General features: G+C 45.6%; 13 protein-coding genes and 1 tRNA gene. 11 read left to right on the forward strand and 3 right to left on the reverse strand.

Annotated features, from left to right (window positions below):
- Window positions 1–29: 29 nt before the first annotated feature.
- Both BMW41_RS00085 and BMW41_RS00090 read right to left on the reverse strand, forming a co-directional pair.
- A complete protein-coding gene (locus BMW41_RS00085; RefSeq protein ID WP_074647586.1) occupies window positions 30–1,211 on the reverse strand; it encodes a MalY/PatB family protein in 1,182 nt (393 codons plus the stop codon).
- 199 nt (window positions 1,212–1,410) lie between these two features.
- Complete coding sequence (locus tag BMW41_RS00090; protein ID WP_074647589.1) at window positions 1,411–2,559, reverse strand: trans-sulfuration enzyme family protein; 1,149 nt, start codon at window positions 2,557–2,559, stop codon at window positions 1,411–1,413.
- A 372-nt stretch (window positions 2,560–2,931) separates the two neighbouring features.
- Between BMW41_RS00090 and BMW41_RS00095 the strand changes: the two genes are divergently transcribed.
- The 3 genes from BMW41_RS00095 (at window position 2,932) to uvrB (ending at window position 6,485) form a co-directional block, all read left to right on the forward strand.
- Window positions 2,932–3,004 (forward strand) — tRNA-Gln (locus BMW41_RS00095).
- Window positions 3,005–3,067: 63 nt separating this feature from the next.
- Window positions 3,068–4,315: a PP-loop family protein gene (locus tag BMW41_RS00100; RefSeq protein WP_074647592.1), complete on the forward strand. Its 1,248-nt coding sequence runs from the start codon at window positions 3,068–3,070 to the stop codon at window positions 4,313–4,315.
- A gap of 175 nt (window positions 4,316–4,490) precedes the next feature.
- A complete protein-coding gene (gene uvrB, locus BMW41_RS00105) occupies window positions 4,491–6,485 on the forward strand; it encodes an excinuclease ABC subunit UvrB (RefSeq protein ID WP_074647594.1) in 1,995 nt (664 codons plus the stop codon).
- A gap of 157 nt (window positions 6,486–6,642) precedes the next feature.
- Here the strand turns inward: uvrB and BMW41_RS00110 are convergent, their stop codons facing one another.
- Window positions 6,643–7,572, reverse strand: coding sequence for a DUF5688 family protein (locus BMW41_RS00110; protein ID WP_074647596.1), 930 nt, complete (start codon window positions 7,570–7,572; stop codon window positions 6,643–6,645).
- Between the two features lie 1,180 nt (window positions 7,573–8,752).
- Between BMW41_RS00110 and BMW41_RS00115 the strand changes: the two genes are divergently transcribed.
- From BMW41_RS00115 to cas2, 8 genes are all read left to right on the forward strand, one after another.
- Complete coding sequence (locus tag BMW41_RS00115; RefSeq protein WP_074647597.1) at window positions 8,753–9,955, forward strand: IS110 family RNA-guided transposase; 1,203 nt, start codon at window positions 8,753–8,755, stop codon at window positions 9,953–9,955.
- A gap of 329 nt (window positions 9,956–10,284) precedes the next feature.
- Window positions 10,285–12,390 (forward strand): CRISPR-associated helicase/endonuclease Cas3, encoded by a 2,106-nt coding sequence (locus tag BMW41_RS00120; protein ID WP_074647599.1) that lies wholly within the window; start codon window positions 10,285–10,287, stop codon window positions 12,388–12,390.
- 10 nt (window positions 12,391–12,400) lie between these two features.
- Window positions 12,401–13,063, forward strand: coding sequence for a type I-C CRISPR-associated protein Cas5c (cas5c, locus tag BMW41_RS00125; protein WP_074647602.1), 663 nt, complete (start codon window positions 12,401–12,403; stop codon window positions 13,061–13,063).
- Complete coding sequence (gene cas8c / locus BMW41_RS00130) at window positions 13,060–14,775, forward strand: type I-C CRISPR-associated protein Cas8c/Csd1 (protein ID WP_074647604.1); 1,716 nt, start codon at window positions 13,060–13,062, stop codon at window positions 14,773–14,775. Before cas5c ends, cas8c begins: the two co-directional genes overlap by 4 nt.
- A 2-nt stretch (window positions 14,776–14,777) precedes the next feature.
- Entirely contained in the window at window positions 14,778–15,674 is an 897-nt protein-coding gene (gene cas7c / locus BMW41_RS00135; RefSeq protein WP_074647607.1) for a type I-C CRISPR-associated protein Cas7/Csd2, read from the forward strand.
- A 1-nt stretch (window position 15,675) separates the two neighbouring features.
- On the forward strand, window positions 15,676–16,332 hold the full coding sequence (gene cas4, locus BMW41_RS00140; protein WP_074647850.1) for a CRISPR-associated protein Cas4: 657 nt from the start codon (window positions 15,676–15,678) through the stop codon (window positions 16,330–16,332).
- The gene (gene cas1c, locus BMW41_RS00145) at window positions 16,329–17,360 is read left to right on the forward strand and encodes a type I-C CRISPR-associated endonuclease Cas1c (RefSeq protein WP_074647609.1); all 1,032 of its coding nucleotides are present in this window, start codon (window positions 16,329–16,331) and stop codon (window positions 17,358–17,360) included. The genes cas4 and cas1c overlap by 4 nt, the downstream gene beginning before the upstream one ends.
- Before the next feature lie 3 nt (window positions 17,361–17,363).
- Window positions 17,364–17,654, forward strand: coding sequence for a CRISPR-associated endonuclease Cas2 (gene cas2 / locus BMW41_RS00150; RefSeq protein ID WP_074647612.1), 291 nt, complete (start codon window positions 17,364–17,366; stop codon window positions 17,652–17,654).
- The last annotated feature ends 210 nt before the right edge of the window (window positions 17,655–17,864 follow it).

The raw sequence follows: 17,864 nt of genomic DNA on the forward strand, positions 1-17,864 counted from the left end.
CCCGGCGTTATGCGGGAACGGGATAATGCTCAGGAACGCAGTGTCTGCACGGCAGCTTCCAACTGCTTCAGCGCCTTTTCCAGCAGAGCGCGCGGGCATGCAATGTTGAAGCGCTCAAATCCTTCCCCTTCCGGTCCGAACATCGCGCCGCTGTCGAGCCAGAGCTTTGCCTTTTCCCGGATCAGATTTTCGAGATCGTCCCCGTTTAATCCGAGTCTGCGAAAATCCACCCAGACGAGATAGGTTCCTTCCGGTTTCATGATCCGGATTTCCGGAATCCGTTCTTCGATGAAGGACTCCATGAATTTCAGGTTTTCCAGAAGATATGCCGTCATCTGCCGGTACCATTCCTCGCCCTCGGAATAGGCGGCTTCACACGCCGTAAGGCCGAACACATTCATCTGGCTGTAACCGTCGGCATGGAGCTCCCGTCGGAATGCGCGGCGCATCTCCGGATCGGAGATCAGAATATTGGATACCTGTGTGCCGGCAAGGTTGAAGGTCTTGGAAGGGGAAGTGCAGGTCATGGTGATCCCGGCGAACCGTTCGTCGAGAGATACAAACACATGGTGCTTGTGCCCCGGAAAAGTGAAATCGCAGTGGATCTCATCGGATACGACTTTGACGCCGTGTTTCAGAAGAATCTCACCGAGTCGGCAGAGTTCCTCCTCCGTCCATACACGGCCGCCCGGATTGTGCGGATTGCAGAGAAGAAAGAGTTTTACGTCATGCTCGGTGATCTTTCGCTCAAAATCATCGAAATCAATCTCATAGTGACCGTTCCGTTCCACCAGCGGGCTGTTTATCAGCGTTCTTCCGTTATTTAAGACGGCCTCGGAGAAGGGATAGTAAACCGGCTGCTGGATCAGGACGGCATCCCCTTCGTCCGTGAAGGCACGGACGGCAGCGGAAATCGCGAAAACGATGCCCGGCGTCTTGATAAACCAGCGTCGTTCCGGCGTCCATCCGTGATGCCGGGTAAACCAGCCGATGACGGCCTCGTAATAGGAATCGGCCGGTTCACTGTAGCCGTAGATTCCGTGCGCAGCGTTTTCCGCAAGGCGGTCGATGATCGGCTGCGCGGTCCGGAAATCCATATCCGCAACCCACATCGGGATCTCATCCGCCTGATGCCCGCGCTGTTTCCAGACATCATATTTGATGGATTTTGTGTTTCTCCGGTCGATTACTTCGTCAAAGTTATAGTTCATGCCGCACCTCTTTCTGCCATACAATCTTTTTCCGGTCCACGTCCGGACCGGCCGGGTCTTTCACAGATCCGGCCGGTTTTTTCAATGGAACCGGTCCGCCTGTTTCATCCCCGCTGTTTTTTTGTTCCGTGCCGGAATTCGCCGCACCGGTATTCCGGAGGCGGCAAAACCGTCAGGAAGATCTTCTGCTCTCAGTTTCTCAGGAATTCATTGCCTGGTCAAGATCCGCGATCAGATCCTCCGCATTTTCAATTCCGGTGCTGATCCGCAGGAATGTGTCGTTGATGCCCAGTTTTTCACGCTGCGCCTTCGGGACGTCTTCATGTGTCTGAAGCATCGGATAGGTAATGAGAGACTCAATGCCGCCGAGACTCTCTGCGAAGGTGATCAGCTGAACATTCAGCAGAGTTTTTCGGGCGGTCTCCTCGGAATCCACATGAAAAGAGATCATGCCGCCAAATCCTCTTGCCTGCCTGCAGTGGATGTCATGACCCGGATGGTCCTCCAGGCCGGTATAATAGACCTGTTTCACGCACGGCTGTTCGCGGAGCCATTTGGCGATCGCAAGGGCGTTTTCCTGCTGGCGTTCCAGGCGAACAGGCAGCGTCTTCAGACCGCGAAGGCACAGATAACTGTCAAACGGAGACAGCGTGTAACCGGTTGTCTTATAGATGAATCGGACGCGCTCGGCCAGCTCCGGGGATTTTGTGCATACGAATCCGGCGAGAACATCATTGTGGCCGCTCAGATACTTGGTTCCGCTGTGGACAATGATGTCGGCACCGAGATCAAACGGTGTCTGGAAATAAGGCGTCAGAAAGGTATTGTCCACGATGAGGAGAAGGCGGTGGCGGTCCGCAATCTCCCGCATTGCGCGGAGATCCGTCACCTGCATGGTCGGATTGCTCGGCGTTTCAATGTAGAGTGCGCGGGTTTCCGGACGGATGGCCGCCTCCGTGGCAGCAGGATCGGCAGTGTTGACAAAGGAAAAGTTCAGACCGTGCGGTCTTCCGATGTTGTCGAAGAGACGGAAGGAGCCGCCGTAGAGATCCTCGGAGCAGACAAAATGGTCTCCGATGGAAAACAGATCCAGAACGATGGAGACGGCCGCCATGCCGGAAGAGGTGGCAACCGTATCCGCCGCTCCCTCCAGAGAAGAAAGGATTTCTTCCAGATCGCTTCGTGTCGGGTTGCTGACGCGGCTGTAGCTGTAACTTGAAAAGTCACCAATTCGCTCATGACCGAAGGCAGATGCCAGAAAGATCGGTGTCGGGATCGAGCGGTAAGGGTGCTCTGTTACATTGGATCTGTCGCCGTAAATACATCGTGTCTCAAAATGATATGCCATGCTGTCTCCTCCTGACTTCACCGGTTGCGGTGTTTTGCGGAATCCATCGGAACGGCGCGGTCAGCAGACCAGAGAGTCTGTCCGTGGGAAGCCGGGAGACTTCCGGGATACCGGTGGAATATTTGAAAAAGGAATCACTATAATAACTATAAATATAATAGGTAATATATAATTGCTATGATTGTATTTGATTCATTACCATTCGTCAAGGAGAAATATCCCGATCCCGGGATTGGGGATGGGACGCAAATCGTTGCTTTCGTATGTGTAAAACAAAAAATTACATCATTTAAAAAAAAGCTTGACACTTTTTCGCAGAGTGATATAATAACTTCTGCAGTCGGGTGACACACCCACTGCGAAACAGAAGATTGGGCTATAGCCAAATGGTAAGGCAGCGGACTCTGACTCCGTCATTGTGAAGGTTCGAATCCTTCTAGCCCAGTGAGAGCCTCGGGATACAGTCCCGGGGCCTTTTTTGCAATAACAGTTGAATTGAGGTTGGTCGATGAAATCAATTACAGTAGAAGAGTTGGAGAAGATTCCGGCAGAGATGCGGACGATCGTGGATGTACGCAAGCCGGATGAATATGCGCGCGGAACCATGCCGGGTGCGGTCAACATTCCTATGGAGGAATTCTGGGACCGGAAGGACGGGATAGACCGGGATAAACCGGTGTACGTTCTCTGCCACACCGGACAGATGAGCACAAGCGTGACCGAGCTCCTCGAAGATGATGGATACGATTCTTTCAATGTGGAAGGGGGCTGGCGGTCCTGGCTCCGACTTCTTTTGAAACGGGAAGTTGAAAAAGAGGAACGGGAAGCGCTGACTGCGAGGGCGGCGGCGATCGAAAAGAGCATTATCACGACCTACCGTCGTGGAATCTGGCGTCAGTTCACCAAAGCGGTCCATGATTTCGAACTGATCAAAGAGGGCGACAGGATCGCGGTCTGCATTTCCGGCGGAAAAGATTCCATGCTGCTGGCAAAACTGATGCAGGAACTGCAGAGACACGGAAAAGTGCATTTTGACCTTGTCTTTTTGTGCATGAATCCGGGTTACAATGAGGAAAACTGGTCCATCGTGCAGAACAACGCGAAGATCATGGGGATTCCGCTGACTACCTTTGATTCAGAGATTTTCGATATCGTTGCGGATATTCCGAAGAGCCCCTGCTATCTCTGCGCGAGAATGCGCCGCGGTTATCTCTATTCGAGGGCAAAAGAACTCGGATGCAATAAGATCGCCCTCGGACATCATTTTGATGATGTGGTGGAGACTGTTCTCATGGGAATGCTGTTTGCCGGCAAATTTGAGACGATGATGCCGAAGCTTCACAGCAAAAACTTTGAGGGAATGGAGCTGATCCGACCGCTGTATTTTGTGCATGAGCATGATATCAAAGCGTGGAGAGATCACAATAACCTTCATTTTATCCAGTGCGCGTGCCGGTTCACCGAAAACTGTGCTACCTGCGGCGGAGCAAAGGGATCCAGAAGAGACGACATGAAGGAACTGGTTGCGGAACTTCGCAAAAAAGACCCGAATGTCGACCGCAACATCTTCCATGCCACCACCAATGTCAGCCTGAAGACTATGATCGGTTATCATACGGACGAGTGGGAGTATAATTTCCTGGATGACTACGATGAGAAAGACGCAGTGAAACCGGGCTTTTCGGTCCGAGAGGATGCCGTGGATGAGATCCGGAAGGCATCGGTGTGCAGAACCGATGGTCCGAACGCAGGATAAGCCAAATGTTTCGGCACGGGATAACGCTTGGACCAGCGTTTCCCTGATAAAAAAACAGAAATTCTGAAAATCATCAGATCAGGCTTTATGGAGACAGGATGCCGCAGACCATGAAATAAACAGGGGATATGCGGCAGAGCGATGACAGTGTCCGCTTAAGGACAGGGAGGTTCCCATGGATCATTTTGTTCTGCACTCGGATTTTTCGCCGACCGGAGATCAGCCGCAGGCGATTGATGCACTGGTAGAAGGATTCAAAGAAGGAAATCAGGCCCAGACCCTTCTGGGCGTCACCGGTTCCGGAAAGACCTTCACCATGGCCAATGTGATCGCCCGGCTGAACAAGCCGACGCTCATCATTGCCCACAACAAGACGCTTGCAGCGCAGCTCTACAGCGAGTTTAAGGAATTCTTCCCGGAAAACGCGGTGGAGTATTTTGTGTCCTACTACGATTACTATCAGCCGGAGGCATACATCCCGCAGACGGATACTTATATCGAGAAAGACTCCGCCATCAACGATGAGATCGACCGGCTGCGTCATTCAGCCACCAGTGCGCTCTCGGAGAGAAATGATGTCATTATCGTTGCTTCTGTCTCCTGTATTTACGGTCTCGGTTCGCCGATCGACTATAAGAAGATGGTGGTTTCTCTGCGGCCGGGCATGGAAAAGGACCGGGATGAGGTCATCACAAAGCTGATCGAGATTCAGTACAGCCGAAATGACATGGACTTTAAGCGCGGAAGCTTCCGCGTCCGCGGCGACACTATCGAGGTGTATCCGGCATATTCCGCCGGCGAAGCGTACCGGATCGAATTCTTCGGCGATGAGGTGGAACGGATTGCAGCGATCGATTCCACGACGGGTGAGATAAAGTCTCTTCTTCAGCATGTGGCGATCTTTCCGGCCTCCCATTATGTCGTACCTCACGATCAGATGATGCGGGCGACGGAAAACATATTGGAGGAGATGAAAGAGCAGGTCACATTTTTCAAGAGTGAGGACAAGCTCATCGAAGCCCAGAGAATTGCCGAGAGAACGAATTTCGACGTTGAAATGATGCGCGAAACCGGGTTCTGCTCCGGCATCGAGAACTACACCCGCCAGCTGAATTTCGGAAAGGCGGGGGACCCGCCGTGCACGCTGATCGACTATTTCCCGGATGAATTCCTGACGATCATCGACGAGTCGCACATCACCATCCCACAGATCGGCGCCATGTACAACGGCGACCGCTCCCGCAAGAGCGTTCTCGTAAAATACGGATTCCGTCTTCCGTCCGCACTGGACAACCGACCGCTGAACTTTGAGGAGTGGGAAGGGAAGATCGATCAGATCCTGTTCTGCTCCGCCACGCCGGCGCAGTATGAGGCCGATCACGAGCTTCTCCGGACCGAACAGCTTATCCGACCGACGGGACTTCTGGATCCGGAAATCGAAGTCCGCCCGACCAAGGGACAGATCGATGATCTTCTCGGGGAGATCCGGAAGGAAACCGACCATCACAATAAAGTTCTGGTCACGACACTCACGAAGCGCATGGCGGAAGACTTCACCGATTATCTGCGGGAAGCCGGCGTGCGCGTGAAATATCTCCACTCGGACATCGCCGCCCTGGAACGCGCCGAGATCATCCGGGACATGCGAATGGATGTCTTTGATGTTCTGGTCGGCATCAACCTTCTGCGGGAAGGTCTGGATATTCCGGAGATCACACTGGTGGCGATTCTTGACGCGGACAAGGAGGGATTCCTCCGTTCCGAGACATCGCTCATTCAGACGGTGGGCCGTGCTGCCCGAAATGCCGACGGCCACGTCATCATGTACGCGGATTCCATCACGGATTCCATGCGGCGTGCGATTGAGGAGACCGAGCGTCGGCGCAGGATTCAGAAACAATACAATGAAGAGCACGGTATCACGCCAACCACGATCCGCAAGGCCGTGCGCGACCTGATCACGATCTCGCAGGCGGCGGACGGCATCACGAACCGTGTCGAGAAAGATCCGGAGAGCATGAGTGCAGACGAACTGAAGAAACTCGCCGACAAGCTCACCAAAAAGATGCGTCAGGCAGCGGCGGAACTCAATTTCGAGGAGGCCGCCGCCCTTCGCGACCGTATCGTCGAGATCAAGAAAGTGCTGCTGGATCTAGAAAACGGCGGTTGATCATGCGACAGCGCCGGAACGGAAGCAACGGAATACAATGGTGACTGGGAACAGCTCTGCTCGCATTGGATATGATGCGGCAGAGCTGCTTTTTCGACCGTTGAATTTCGTACAGCACTGTTCCAGCTGCCGGAACTATTGCGGTATTGCAGATCGGTCAGGCAACCGCGCACGGCGTCATCCGCGAGAAATCCAGCGACTGTGCCGGAAGCTCCGGGCAGGTCGGTGCGGAGATCGTATTGTCCTCCCGGTGGAAGAGATAATGATGATCGGAAAGCCGCTCTTCCGGCGAAACCTGTGTGGAATTGATCTCGCGGATCATCTTGTCCACGTCGCTGAGGTTCATTACCATTGAACTTGGCAGAAGAAGGATTTCGTGAATGCTCGACGGCAGAATCATGAGATCCTCGCCGATAGAGTCTGCGAAATTCTTCAGGAGATCCGGGTACAGGATGGTGGCCGCACCGGATGCGGCCCATGGATTCGCCAGCACGTAGAGAGGAAGCGGATCGGCGACATTTTCAAAGTGAAGTTCCTCATCCATGGAGCGGAGCGTCGGCGGAAAAAGCCGCACCGTGTTTTCCAATGCAAGCTGCATCAATTCTTCTTCCGTGATGTTGAAATTCTGCAGATGACTCCGGTGAAGAACCGCCGTCATCCGCCGGTCTTCGTGCTCTCCGAGACAGAGATACGGAATGATGGAAAAATCCAGAAAATCAATGTGCGGAACATCTGCCAGAAACTCGGTGTTGCGGTCGCGGCTGACCAGACGAAGACAGGTATTGGTCCGAATGGTGTTCTCGCTGGTCAGGTCCGGGATGGATACCGGAAGCGGCGCCGGAGTCTCTTCCGCAGTCTGTACGATCCGGTCAGCCAGCTCATCAACGGATATTCCGTCTTCGCAGAGCGGATACAGCGGGGTAAGATACACGGTCGGAGAAATGCTGCAGCCCGGTGTCAGAAAAGACAGGCCGTCCAACCGGCAGCCGTTGTTCTTGAGGACCTGAATCGGCCGGACTTCACAGCGGTCTTTCATGCGGTCCGAGACGAGGGACAATAAAGTATCGAGAAAGAATTCGTATTTCATAGATGAACCTCCAAAGACAGGAAGCAAGGCGCGTGCAGATCGGGGGCACGCGAGAGAAACGTGTGATACGTGCAGATCGGGGCACGCGAAAGAAACGTGTGATACGTGCAGATCGGGGCACGCGAAAGAATGTGCGACGCGCACAGGTTTGAGTGCGCGGAAGAAAACGCGGCATAACTGCCACCGGCAGGCGCGGAACGGTGCCGGATATTCTAACTATATCATCCGGATGAGAGAAGTCAATGTGTAAGGCGAACGATGTTTGATACCTGAAAACAACCGGAAATGCGTTGCAGAAAATAGATTCGCGACGGACACAAAAATATATACAATTCAAATAAATTGTTTAAATATAATTATCACAACAACAAGTAGATAGAAAATCGAAAAAATATTTGAAAAAAGTATTGACAAATGAAAGCGCATTCGATATACTTAGGTCAAGATAAGAGTTGATAGCAAACAACCATACTAAAAAAGAAAGGATGTGAGTCCGAAGTACAGGAAAGTTCGTCTTACCTAAAAACATTGTTTATAACGGTCAGGTAGAAAACCCAGAAGTTGGAAAAGGACAGATGGAAGAAGAGTAAAAATATTTCGTTAAAATATATTTACATAGATCGACCAATATAAACAAAAAAGGATAAGACAAGGTCAACAACTCCAGCAGACAGGAAGAAGAACACCGAACAATTCCAGGCATTGAATACTGAACAGGATTCGGTTCATTAATATGACGAGAAAGTATTAGTGGGAAGAAGCGATTCAGAGCAATCCGGAAAGTAAATAAATCGAAAGTTCGGCGATGTGGATAAAGGAGTTGCGAAGAGAAAACTGAATACAGCAAATTCTACGAGGTACAGACCATTGGATAATGTAGAACGATAGGGTATCGATAATTGTAAAGAAAGTTATCGATACCCTATTTAGTACCATAAAAGTGTAGTTGTTAGAGAGTAATTAACTCTGACATCTGCACTTATTTTTTTATAATAAGGGGAGTAATTGGTCTGACGTTGCCTTATTTGGATTACAGCATCCGTCAAAAAAACCGTTAACCAACCCCTTATTATAAGCATTCGATTAAGCAGGTTGGGATCAACTCCCGCGTAACGAACTAAACTGAGTGGTAATAAGTGTGGTTGTAACAATTACTAATACCAGTTTGAGGAGGTAAAGGATGATAAGCGTTGGAATTGATGTTTCAAAAGGAAAAAGTACAGTCTGTATTCTTAAACCTTATGGAGAGATTGTATGCAGCCCATTTGAAGTGCTCCATGTAGAGAAGGAACTTGAAGGCCTTGATGACTTACTGAGGAAATTGGATGGTGAAATACGGGTGGTAATGGAAGCCACTGGTATTTATCACTTACCCATGATGACTTTCCTTGAAGAGAAGGGGTATTTCGTGTCTGTGGTCAATCCTTTTGCGATGAAAGAATTTGCAAAGGACAATAACATCAGAGGTGCAAAGACAGACAAGTTGGACTCCACCATGATTGCTAATTATGGCATAGAAAAATGGTTCAAGCTTCAAAGGCATTCGGGAGATGAAGAAGTTTATGCCGAGCTCAAGCTCCTAGGCCGTCGATACCGATACTACATGGAAATTCATGTAAAAGCATTGCAGGAATTAACACATATTCTGGATTATACAATGCCTGGTATAAAGAAACTGTTCAACAGTTGGGACGAAGGCAGTGGAAAGGATAAGCTGAGTGATTTTGTGGAGCGTTTCTGGCACTTTGACATAATCTTAGAACAAGATCTTGAGGATTTTGTAGAGACATATATCACATGGGCTGAAGAAAAGAAATACCATCGAAGCAGATCAAAGGCTGAGGCAGTCTATAATCTGGCGTCCGATGGCATCACCACATTATCTTCCGGTACCCCATCGACCAAAATGTTGGTACAGGAAGCCATTTCAGTATTAAGAGCTGTGGACAACTCTCTATCTCGTATCATATCACGAATGAAAGAGCTTGCGAAGTCCTTGCCGGAATACCCAACAGTACGGGCGATGGGCGGCGTAGGCGATATTCTTGCTCCTAAACTTATTGCAGAGATAGGAGATGTTCGACGACTACATAGTGCAAAAGCGCTTATAGCGTGGGCCGGAATAGATCCACCACCTTATGAATCTGGGAAGTTTATTGGCTCCAAACGAAAAATAACAAAGCGTGGATCATCAACCCTTAGAAAAGTCGGATATGAAGTAATGAGAGTCCTTAAAACCCATAAAGCCCCTAAGGATAGTGCCGTTTATAACTATATCCTGAAGAAAGAAAGTGAAGGAAAAGACAAAAAACTCGCAAAGATTGCTGGATTAAATAAGTTTTTGCGGATTTATTACGCAAGAGTGACGGCAGTATATCGTTAATTGAGAAACCTTCGAGTGGCCGGATGATTCTGCCGGCTTTATTGTTGTACACAAAAACCAATTCATGGAAAATCCCCAAAATATTTAATGAGCTACTTGACTTTTGTTAGCAGGTTTTTTTGCCTGAATTTTGGAAATAAAGATCTGTGATTTGTTTCCGAAAGAATAAGTTGTCAGATTGCATAATTAGAATGATATTAGGCCTGTAAAAATAATATTTTTCGTATTAAGATATATAAATGGGGACTGATGAATGATTTTTTGCAGTTTAAGAATCGGTGTCAATTGCGTTTGAGAGAGTTTTTTTGAAGACGATCCGGGAGAACAATATGTATCTTGCGCACATTTCAGAAGATGGAAGAATGCAGTCAGTTAAAGAACACTTGGAAAACACCGCAAAGATGGCTTCGGATTTTGCGAAACCAATTCATTTGGAGAAACACGCATATATTTCCGGATTGCTTCATGATGTCGGAAAATATACCGATGGATTCCAGAAAAGACTTCACGGAGGAGCGAAGGTAGATCATTCTACAGCAGGTGCGATGGAAGCCTATAAAAGAAGGATGCTCATAGAATCATTCTGCGTCGCAGGACATCATTCTGGTTTGCCGAATGGCGGTGGGCGAGCAGATATTCAGGGATCTTCATTGAACGCAAGAATCAAAAGGGCAAATAAGGAGCGTTTGGAACCGGATAAAGAATGGGAAAGGGAAATAACTCTTCCGGAATGTGATGCCTGCTCCAATGATTTATTGGAATTATCATATGACATTCGGATGGTGTATTCCTGTCTGGTAGATGCCGATTTCTTGGACACAGAGCAATTTATGACAGGGATAACAGATCGGGGAAGAGATTTTGATGTTACCGCCATGGAAGCAGCGTTGAAGAACTATATTTCTCCGTGGTATCCGGCTAAGACTGAATTAAATAAGTTGAGATGTGAGATTTTAGACCATGTAATTTCAGAAGGGATTAAATTAAAACGCGGGTTATATACACTCACAGTGCCTACAGGGGGAGGGAAAACAGTAGCTTCACTGGCATTCGCGATAGAACATGCGAAACGTAATAACTTAAACCGCATTATCTATGTTATTCCATATACTTCCATCATAGAACAAACCGCAGATATTTTTAGAGAAATACTTGGGAAAGAACGGGTTCTCGAACATCATTCGAGTGTTGACTATGGAGAAGATGAGGATTCTCTTTTCTATTCAAGAGCGACAGAAAACTGGGACATGCCGGTTATAGTGACAACCAGCGTACAGTTCTTTGAATCATTTTACAAGAATAGATCATCTTCCAGTAGGAAGCTTCATAACGTGGCGAACAGTGTAATCGTATTTGATGAAGCACAGATGCTACCGGTACCGTATATGAGACCGTGCATTTTGTTATTGACGGAATTGGTCAGGAGGTATTCTGCATCTGTTGTGTTGTGTACTGCAACACAGCCGTCCTTAAATAAGATTATAAAAGAGCTTTATCCGGAATATGAGCATTATGAGCTGTGCCCAGAAGAATACTATATAAATGATTTGTTTCGAAGAGTAACTTTTGAATTTGATCAGACGTATTCCGTTGAGAAATTAGTATCGTGTTTAAATAATAATGAACAATATCTTTGCATTGTAAATTCAAGAGCGGCTGCACAATTGATATACGAATCGATGCGTGGAGATGGCTGCTTTCATCTTTCTACTAATATGTATCCGGCGCATCGCAAACGAGTTTTGAATGAAATAAGACAGCGATTAAAAAAGGGAATGGAGTGCAAAGTGGTATCCACATCGCTGATCGAGGCAGGAGTTGATGTTGATTTTCCTTGCGTATATAGACAAATTTCGGGCTTGGATTCGTTACTTCAGGCTGGTGGACGCTGTAACAGAGAAGGAAAAAGGAATAAAACTGAGAGTATAGTGCATGTGTTTGATTTGGAATGTGGTTCGCCGGAAATGTTCTCTATGCAGATAGCCGCATCAAAACATGTATTGGAGAAATATGCTGATATCACAAGCAAAGATGCAGTAAGTCTGTACTTTGAAGAATTGTTTTATCTCAAGGGAAGTAATGCGCTTGATCAAAATGAAATAATAACTCAGCTCAAGAATAATAATCTTCCATTTAAGGACATTTCAGATCAGTTTAATCTGATTGAAAATAACACAAGAACTTTGTATATCGATGTTAATGAAAGTGATCGACTGATTGAAAAAGCTCGTTTGGGGGTGGCTGGAAAAAATGATTACCGGCAGTTGGGCCAATATGGTGTGAATATTTATGAATACCAGTATTTGAAACTGAAGGAACATTGTGCAGTTGATGATTTAGAAAATGGAAATTGTGTATTGATTGATAGCAGTCTGTATAGTGATGAAGTGGGACTCAATCTTATCTTTAAAAATGGTGAAGCTATCATGATATGAGGAGGAAACGATGGCAGTAAAGGTTGAAATATGGGGGGATTACGCGTTATTCACGCGACCGGAAATGAAGGTAGAACGAGTGTCATATGACGTTATAACACCGTCTGCTGCAAGAGGAATCCTGGAAGCAATTTATTGGCATCCGGGCTTGATGTGGGTGATTGATGCAATTCAGGTATGTAATCCCATCCAGTTCACTAATATTCGTAGAAACGAGGTAAAGTCGAAAATCAGTGCCAAAATTGTGAAGACGGTGATGAATTCCGGAAAAGGGAAATTATATCTGGATGCATCGAACGATATCCAACAAAGAGCGTCGCTCTTACTGAAAGATGTACGTTATGTGATCGAGGCACATTTTGAAATGACGGATAAGGCAGCGAAAAGTGACAATCCGGGAAAGTTTCAGGATATTATGAAACGCCGATTACAGCGCGGACAGTATTATCATCAGCCGTGTATGGGATGCCGGGAATTTCCTGCGTTTTTTAAAGAAGCTACGGGTGAAACCATAGTGTCGGAAAGCCTTTTGGGAGAAAAGGATCTTGGTTTTATGCTGTATGATATGGATTATAGTGATGTTGAGGATATAAAACCTATGTATTTTCGGGCGAAAATGGTAAACGGGATGATTCGGATTCCCCAAAAGGACAGCGAGGAGGTGTTGAGGTGATCCTGGAATCATTAGTGAGATATTATGAGGCGTTGGCAGAAAAAGGAGAGTTGTCAACACCTGGGTGGAGTCGGGTTGATGTCAGTTACGCTTTGGATATTGATATACATGGACGACTCAAACAAGTTGTATGTTTAAAACAGGAGAATCAGAACGGTAAGATGTCGCCGCGAAAAATGCTGGTTCCTCAACAGGTTAATAAAACGAGTGGAATAAATTCCAACTATCTATGTGAGAATTCATCCTATTTTTTGGGATTAGACAGCAAGGGAAAAGCGGAACGATCAAAGAATTGCTTCATGGCTGCGGCTGAGATACACAAGAAAAATATGCCGGCTGGTGAGGATGTTACAACAGCGGTCAATAATTTTTTTGATAATTGGGATATTGGTAGGGCGGATAACTGCCCGGAACTGCAGGAATACAAAAAGGATTTTTTAAAAAGCGGTAATTTTGTCTTTCTTTACGAAGGAAAGTTTGCGCAAGATTATGAGGCTGTAAAGCAACAATGGAATAAGAACTATCAGAGCGAATCAAAAGAGAAATGTCTTTGCAGTGTGACCGGAAAGTATGATGAGTTGGCAGAATTGCATAATAAGATCAAGAATATTCGGAATGCACAGATGGCAGGGGCTTCGTTGGTATCGTTTAATGCACCAGCTTTTGAGTCCTATGGAAAGGAGCGAGGTTGGAATGCTCAAACAGGGCAATACGCCGTTTTTGCCTACGGAGAAGCGCTGAATTATCTAACTAACAAATTGACATACAAGAATTACATAGGAGATACGGCCGTTCTTTTTTATGCATTAAGCGGTGAAACCGTCTATCAGGATGCATTTAGTGCAATTTTCCTTGGAGATGAGGATTACTATTCAGAACAGGATTTGTCACGGCTGACCGAAGATATATGCGAAGGAAAAATGGTTGATTTTGAAGATGAAAAATTGGATCCGAATATGGAATTCTATTTATTGGGAATTGCTCCCAATAATGCAAGATTATCCATTCGTTTCTTTGAGAGAGCAACGTTTGGACAGTTTGTAAGGAATATAAAACATCATCAGGATCGTTTAAGGATTGTTAATGATGAAAAATCAACTGGGAAATTCCTTACTACATGGCAGTTGCTTCAGGAGACATGCAGAGAAAAAGGTGATATGTCTCCGGTTTTGGCAGGAGAATTAACTCGTTCTATCATAGAGAACAGCCGATATCCTGCAACAATGATCAATGCAGTAGATTTAAGGATTCGTGCGGATCATCAAATCAATCCGAACAGGGCGGCGATGATAAAAGCATATTATTTAAAAAATGAGAATAAATATATTCCAAAGGAGGTACTAACAGTGGGACTTAACAAGGAGACAGACGATATTCCCTATAATTTGGGAAGGTTGTTTGCGGTTTTGGAACGAATTCAATGTGCGGCAAATCCGGGGCTGAATGCAACGATTAAGGACAAATTCTTTGGTGGTGCATCATCGACTCCTGCGACAATTATGCCTAAGCTGATTGATCTTGCCCAAAAACACTTACGGAAACTGGAAGCCGGAAGAAAAGTATATTTTGATAAATTGTTGGGAGAGATTCTTGATAAATTAGATGAACGTCTTCCAAGAAAACTCAATATGCCCGAGAGAGGAGCATTTCAATTAGGCTATTATCATCAGATGCAGGAGTTTTTTAAGAAAAAGGAAAGAGAGGACAACTAAACATGAGCGAAGTGATTAAGAATCGTTATGATTTTGTGGTGTTATTTGATGTGGAGAATGGAAATCCAAATGGAGATCCAGATTCCGGTAATATGCCAAGAGTGGACGCGGAAACTCAGTTTGGATTAATTACGGATGTATGTTTGAAAAGGAAGATCCGCAATTATGTAGAACTGGTAAAAGAAGACACAACAGGATATCGTATTTATGTTAAAGATCATGCTGTTTTGAATAAGAATGATGAGGAGGCATATGCAGCACTTTCGATTCCGCCGGATAAAGTCGCAGAACAGAAAAAGAAAGATGCCGATTTAGATCTGAAAATCCGAGACTGGATGTGCAAGAATTTCTTTGACATTCGTACCTTTGGCGCTGTTATGACGTCGTTTGTAAAGAATAAGCTTAATTGCGGGCAGGTTCGCGGACCGGTTCAGATCGGATTTGCAAGATCAGTAGAACCGGTTGTTCCACAGGAAATTACCATTACTCGAGTTGCGATCACGACTGAGAAGGATGCCGAAAAAAAGAACAATGAAATGGGAACGAAGTATATTATTCCATATGGATTATATCGTTGTGAAGGATTTGTTTCTGCAAATTTGGCCAGAAAAACAACAGGATTTACTGAAGATGATTTAAGCCTTCTTTGGGATGCGATATATAACATGTTTGAGAATGATCATTCGGCAGCAAGAGGAAAGATGGCAGTACGCAAATTGATCATTTTTAAGCATGATTCCGAACTTGGGAATGCACCGGCGCATAAACTGTTTGACTTAGTTAAAGTGAGTCGTACGGGGTCAGATTCGGATTCACCGGCAAGAGTGTTCTCTGATTATGAGATTATGATCGATAAGGATCACCTTCCGAACGGTGTTTCTGTCACTGTACGTGATTGATATGGACAGGGAAGATGATTATCTGATGCTTTCCGGATTGCAGCATTTCTGTTTTTGCCGAAGACAATGGGCGTTGATTCATATTGAGCAGCAATGGGCGGAGAACCTTCATACGACGAAGGGCTTATTGCTGCATAAAAATGCTCATGATGAGAGCAAAAACGAAAAAAGAGGCGATTTGATCGTAATGAGAGGGCTTCGCATTAAATCCGATAAACTTGGAGTTGTAGGCGTATGCGATGTGGTTGAATTCAAAAGAGATCCGCGAGGGATACATCTGAATAAGTACGATGGCTTGTGGCAACCATATCCTGTTGAGTATAAAAACGGATCGCCAAAGGATAACGAAGCAGATATGCTGCAATTATGCGGTCAGGCAATGTGTTTAGAAGAAATGCTGGCCTGTAGAATTACGGTTGGTGCATTGTATTATGGAAGAATAAAGCACCGGGTAGAAGTAGAGTTCACACAGGAATTACGAACTCATGTTATTCGTACGATCGAGGAAATGAAGGGATACTGGAAACGGGGGTGGACACCAAAAGGGAGAGATGATAAGAGTTGCTATGATTGTTCTTTAAAGGATATATGTATTCCGGAATTGGAAAAAGCGAAAACTGTTGACAGTTATATCCGTGAGATGCTGAAAAATCAATGAGAAAACTACTTAATACCTTGTTTGTTACGAATGAGGATGCATATCTTTCCTTGAAAGGGGAGACTGTGATTGTTGAAGTGGGAAAAATAAAAGTAGGGCAGTTCCCGCTGATCAATTTTGAAGAGATCGTGTGTTTTTCATACAGAGGAGCATCGCCGCAATTATTAGGAAAGTGCGCAGAACGCGGGATTGGTGTTTCGTTTTTTTCACCGTATGGGAAATTTCTTTTTCGTGTTATTGACAATGAAAATGGAAATGTTCTGTTGAGAAAGACTCAATATCATGTTTCGGATAATGAAGACCAGAGTGTGCTAATTGTAAAGAACTTCATTGTAGGAAAGATTTATAACTGTAAATGGCTTCTTGACAGAACCATGCGGGATCATGAACTTCGCATAGATTTAGACAAACTAAAAAAAGCAAAAGAGATTCTAAGCGAGCGCGTCAAACAGGCGTTGAACATTGGTTCCTTAGATGAAATCCGAGGAGTTGAAGGAGAGGCTGCGCAAGTTTATTTCTCTTGCTTTGATGAGTTGATTCTGAATCAGAAAGAGTCGTTTCACTTTCAAGGAAGAAATCGTCGTCCGCCATTAGACAACGTAAACGCGCTGCTTTCTTTCGGTTATTCACTTCTGACAAATGAGTGCTTTAATGCTCTTCAAATGGTGGGATTAGATCCATATGTTGGTTTTTTGCATAGAGATCGACCGGGACGGAAATCTTTGGCATTAGATTTAATGGAAGAACTTCGCCCGGTATTGGTGGATCGTTTTGTCCTTACATTGATAAACAATCGTCAGATTAAAGAAGATGATTTTGTGTTAAATGAAGGTGGTGCTGTGACATTTACAGAAAGTGGCCGGAAACTATTCTTAACAGAGTGGCAGAATCACAAAAAGGAGGTGATTACCCATCCTTATTTAAAAGAAAAGGTTCAATGGGGAATTGTTCCGTATATTCAGGCACTGCTGTTAGCTCGTTACATTAGAGGCGATTTAGACGGTTATCCCCCTTTTTTATGGAGGTAGTTTATGCTGATTCTAATTACATATGATGTTAATGTTTCGGAATCAGGAGGAGGAACAAGACTGCGCAAGGTGGCAAAAACATGTGAAAACTATGGTATTCGTGTTCAGAATTCCGTTTTCGAATGTAATGTGGACGCAAGCCAGAGTGAACTACTGAAAGCAAGTCTTTTAGAAATAATTGATGAAAAGAAGGACAGTTTGCGATTGTACTATCTTGGAAATAATTACAAGAAAAGAATAGAACATTATGGGACAAAAGAAAAAATTGATATGAAAGACACTATTATTATTTAAGGCGAGGGTAATGTGCACATGAATCCTCTGGAGGGTTCGCACATTGTCTTTTGAATAAAGTGCATAATATTAGAACGATTGTTTTGTGTAAATAGCAGGGTATCTATAATGTGCATTGATGTTTTTAGATAAGATTTTATGATAGAGAAATCAAAGTTTTGTCTAAAATTGCGGTCTCCCCTCGCATGAGGGGAGTGGATTGAAATTTTG

This window comes from [Clostridium] aminophilum, from assembly GCF_900101295.1.
GTDB lineage: Bacteria > Bacillota > Clostridia > Lachnospirales > Lachnospiraceae > Clostridium_R > Clostridium_R aminophilum_A.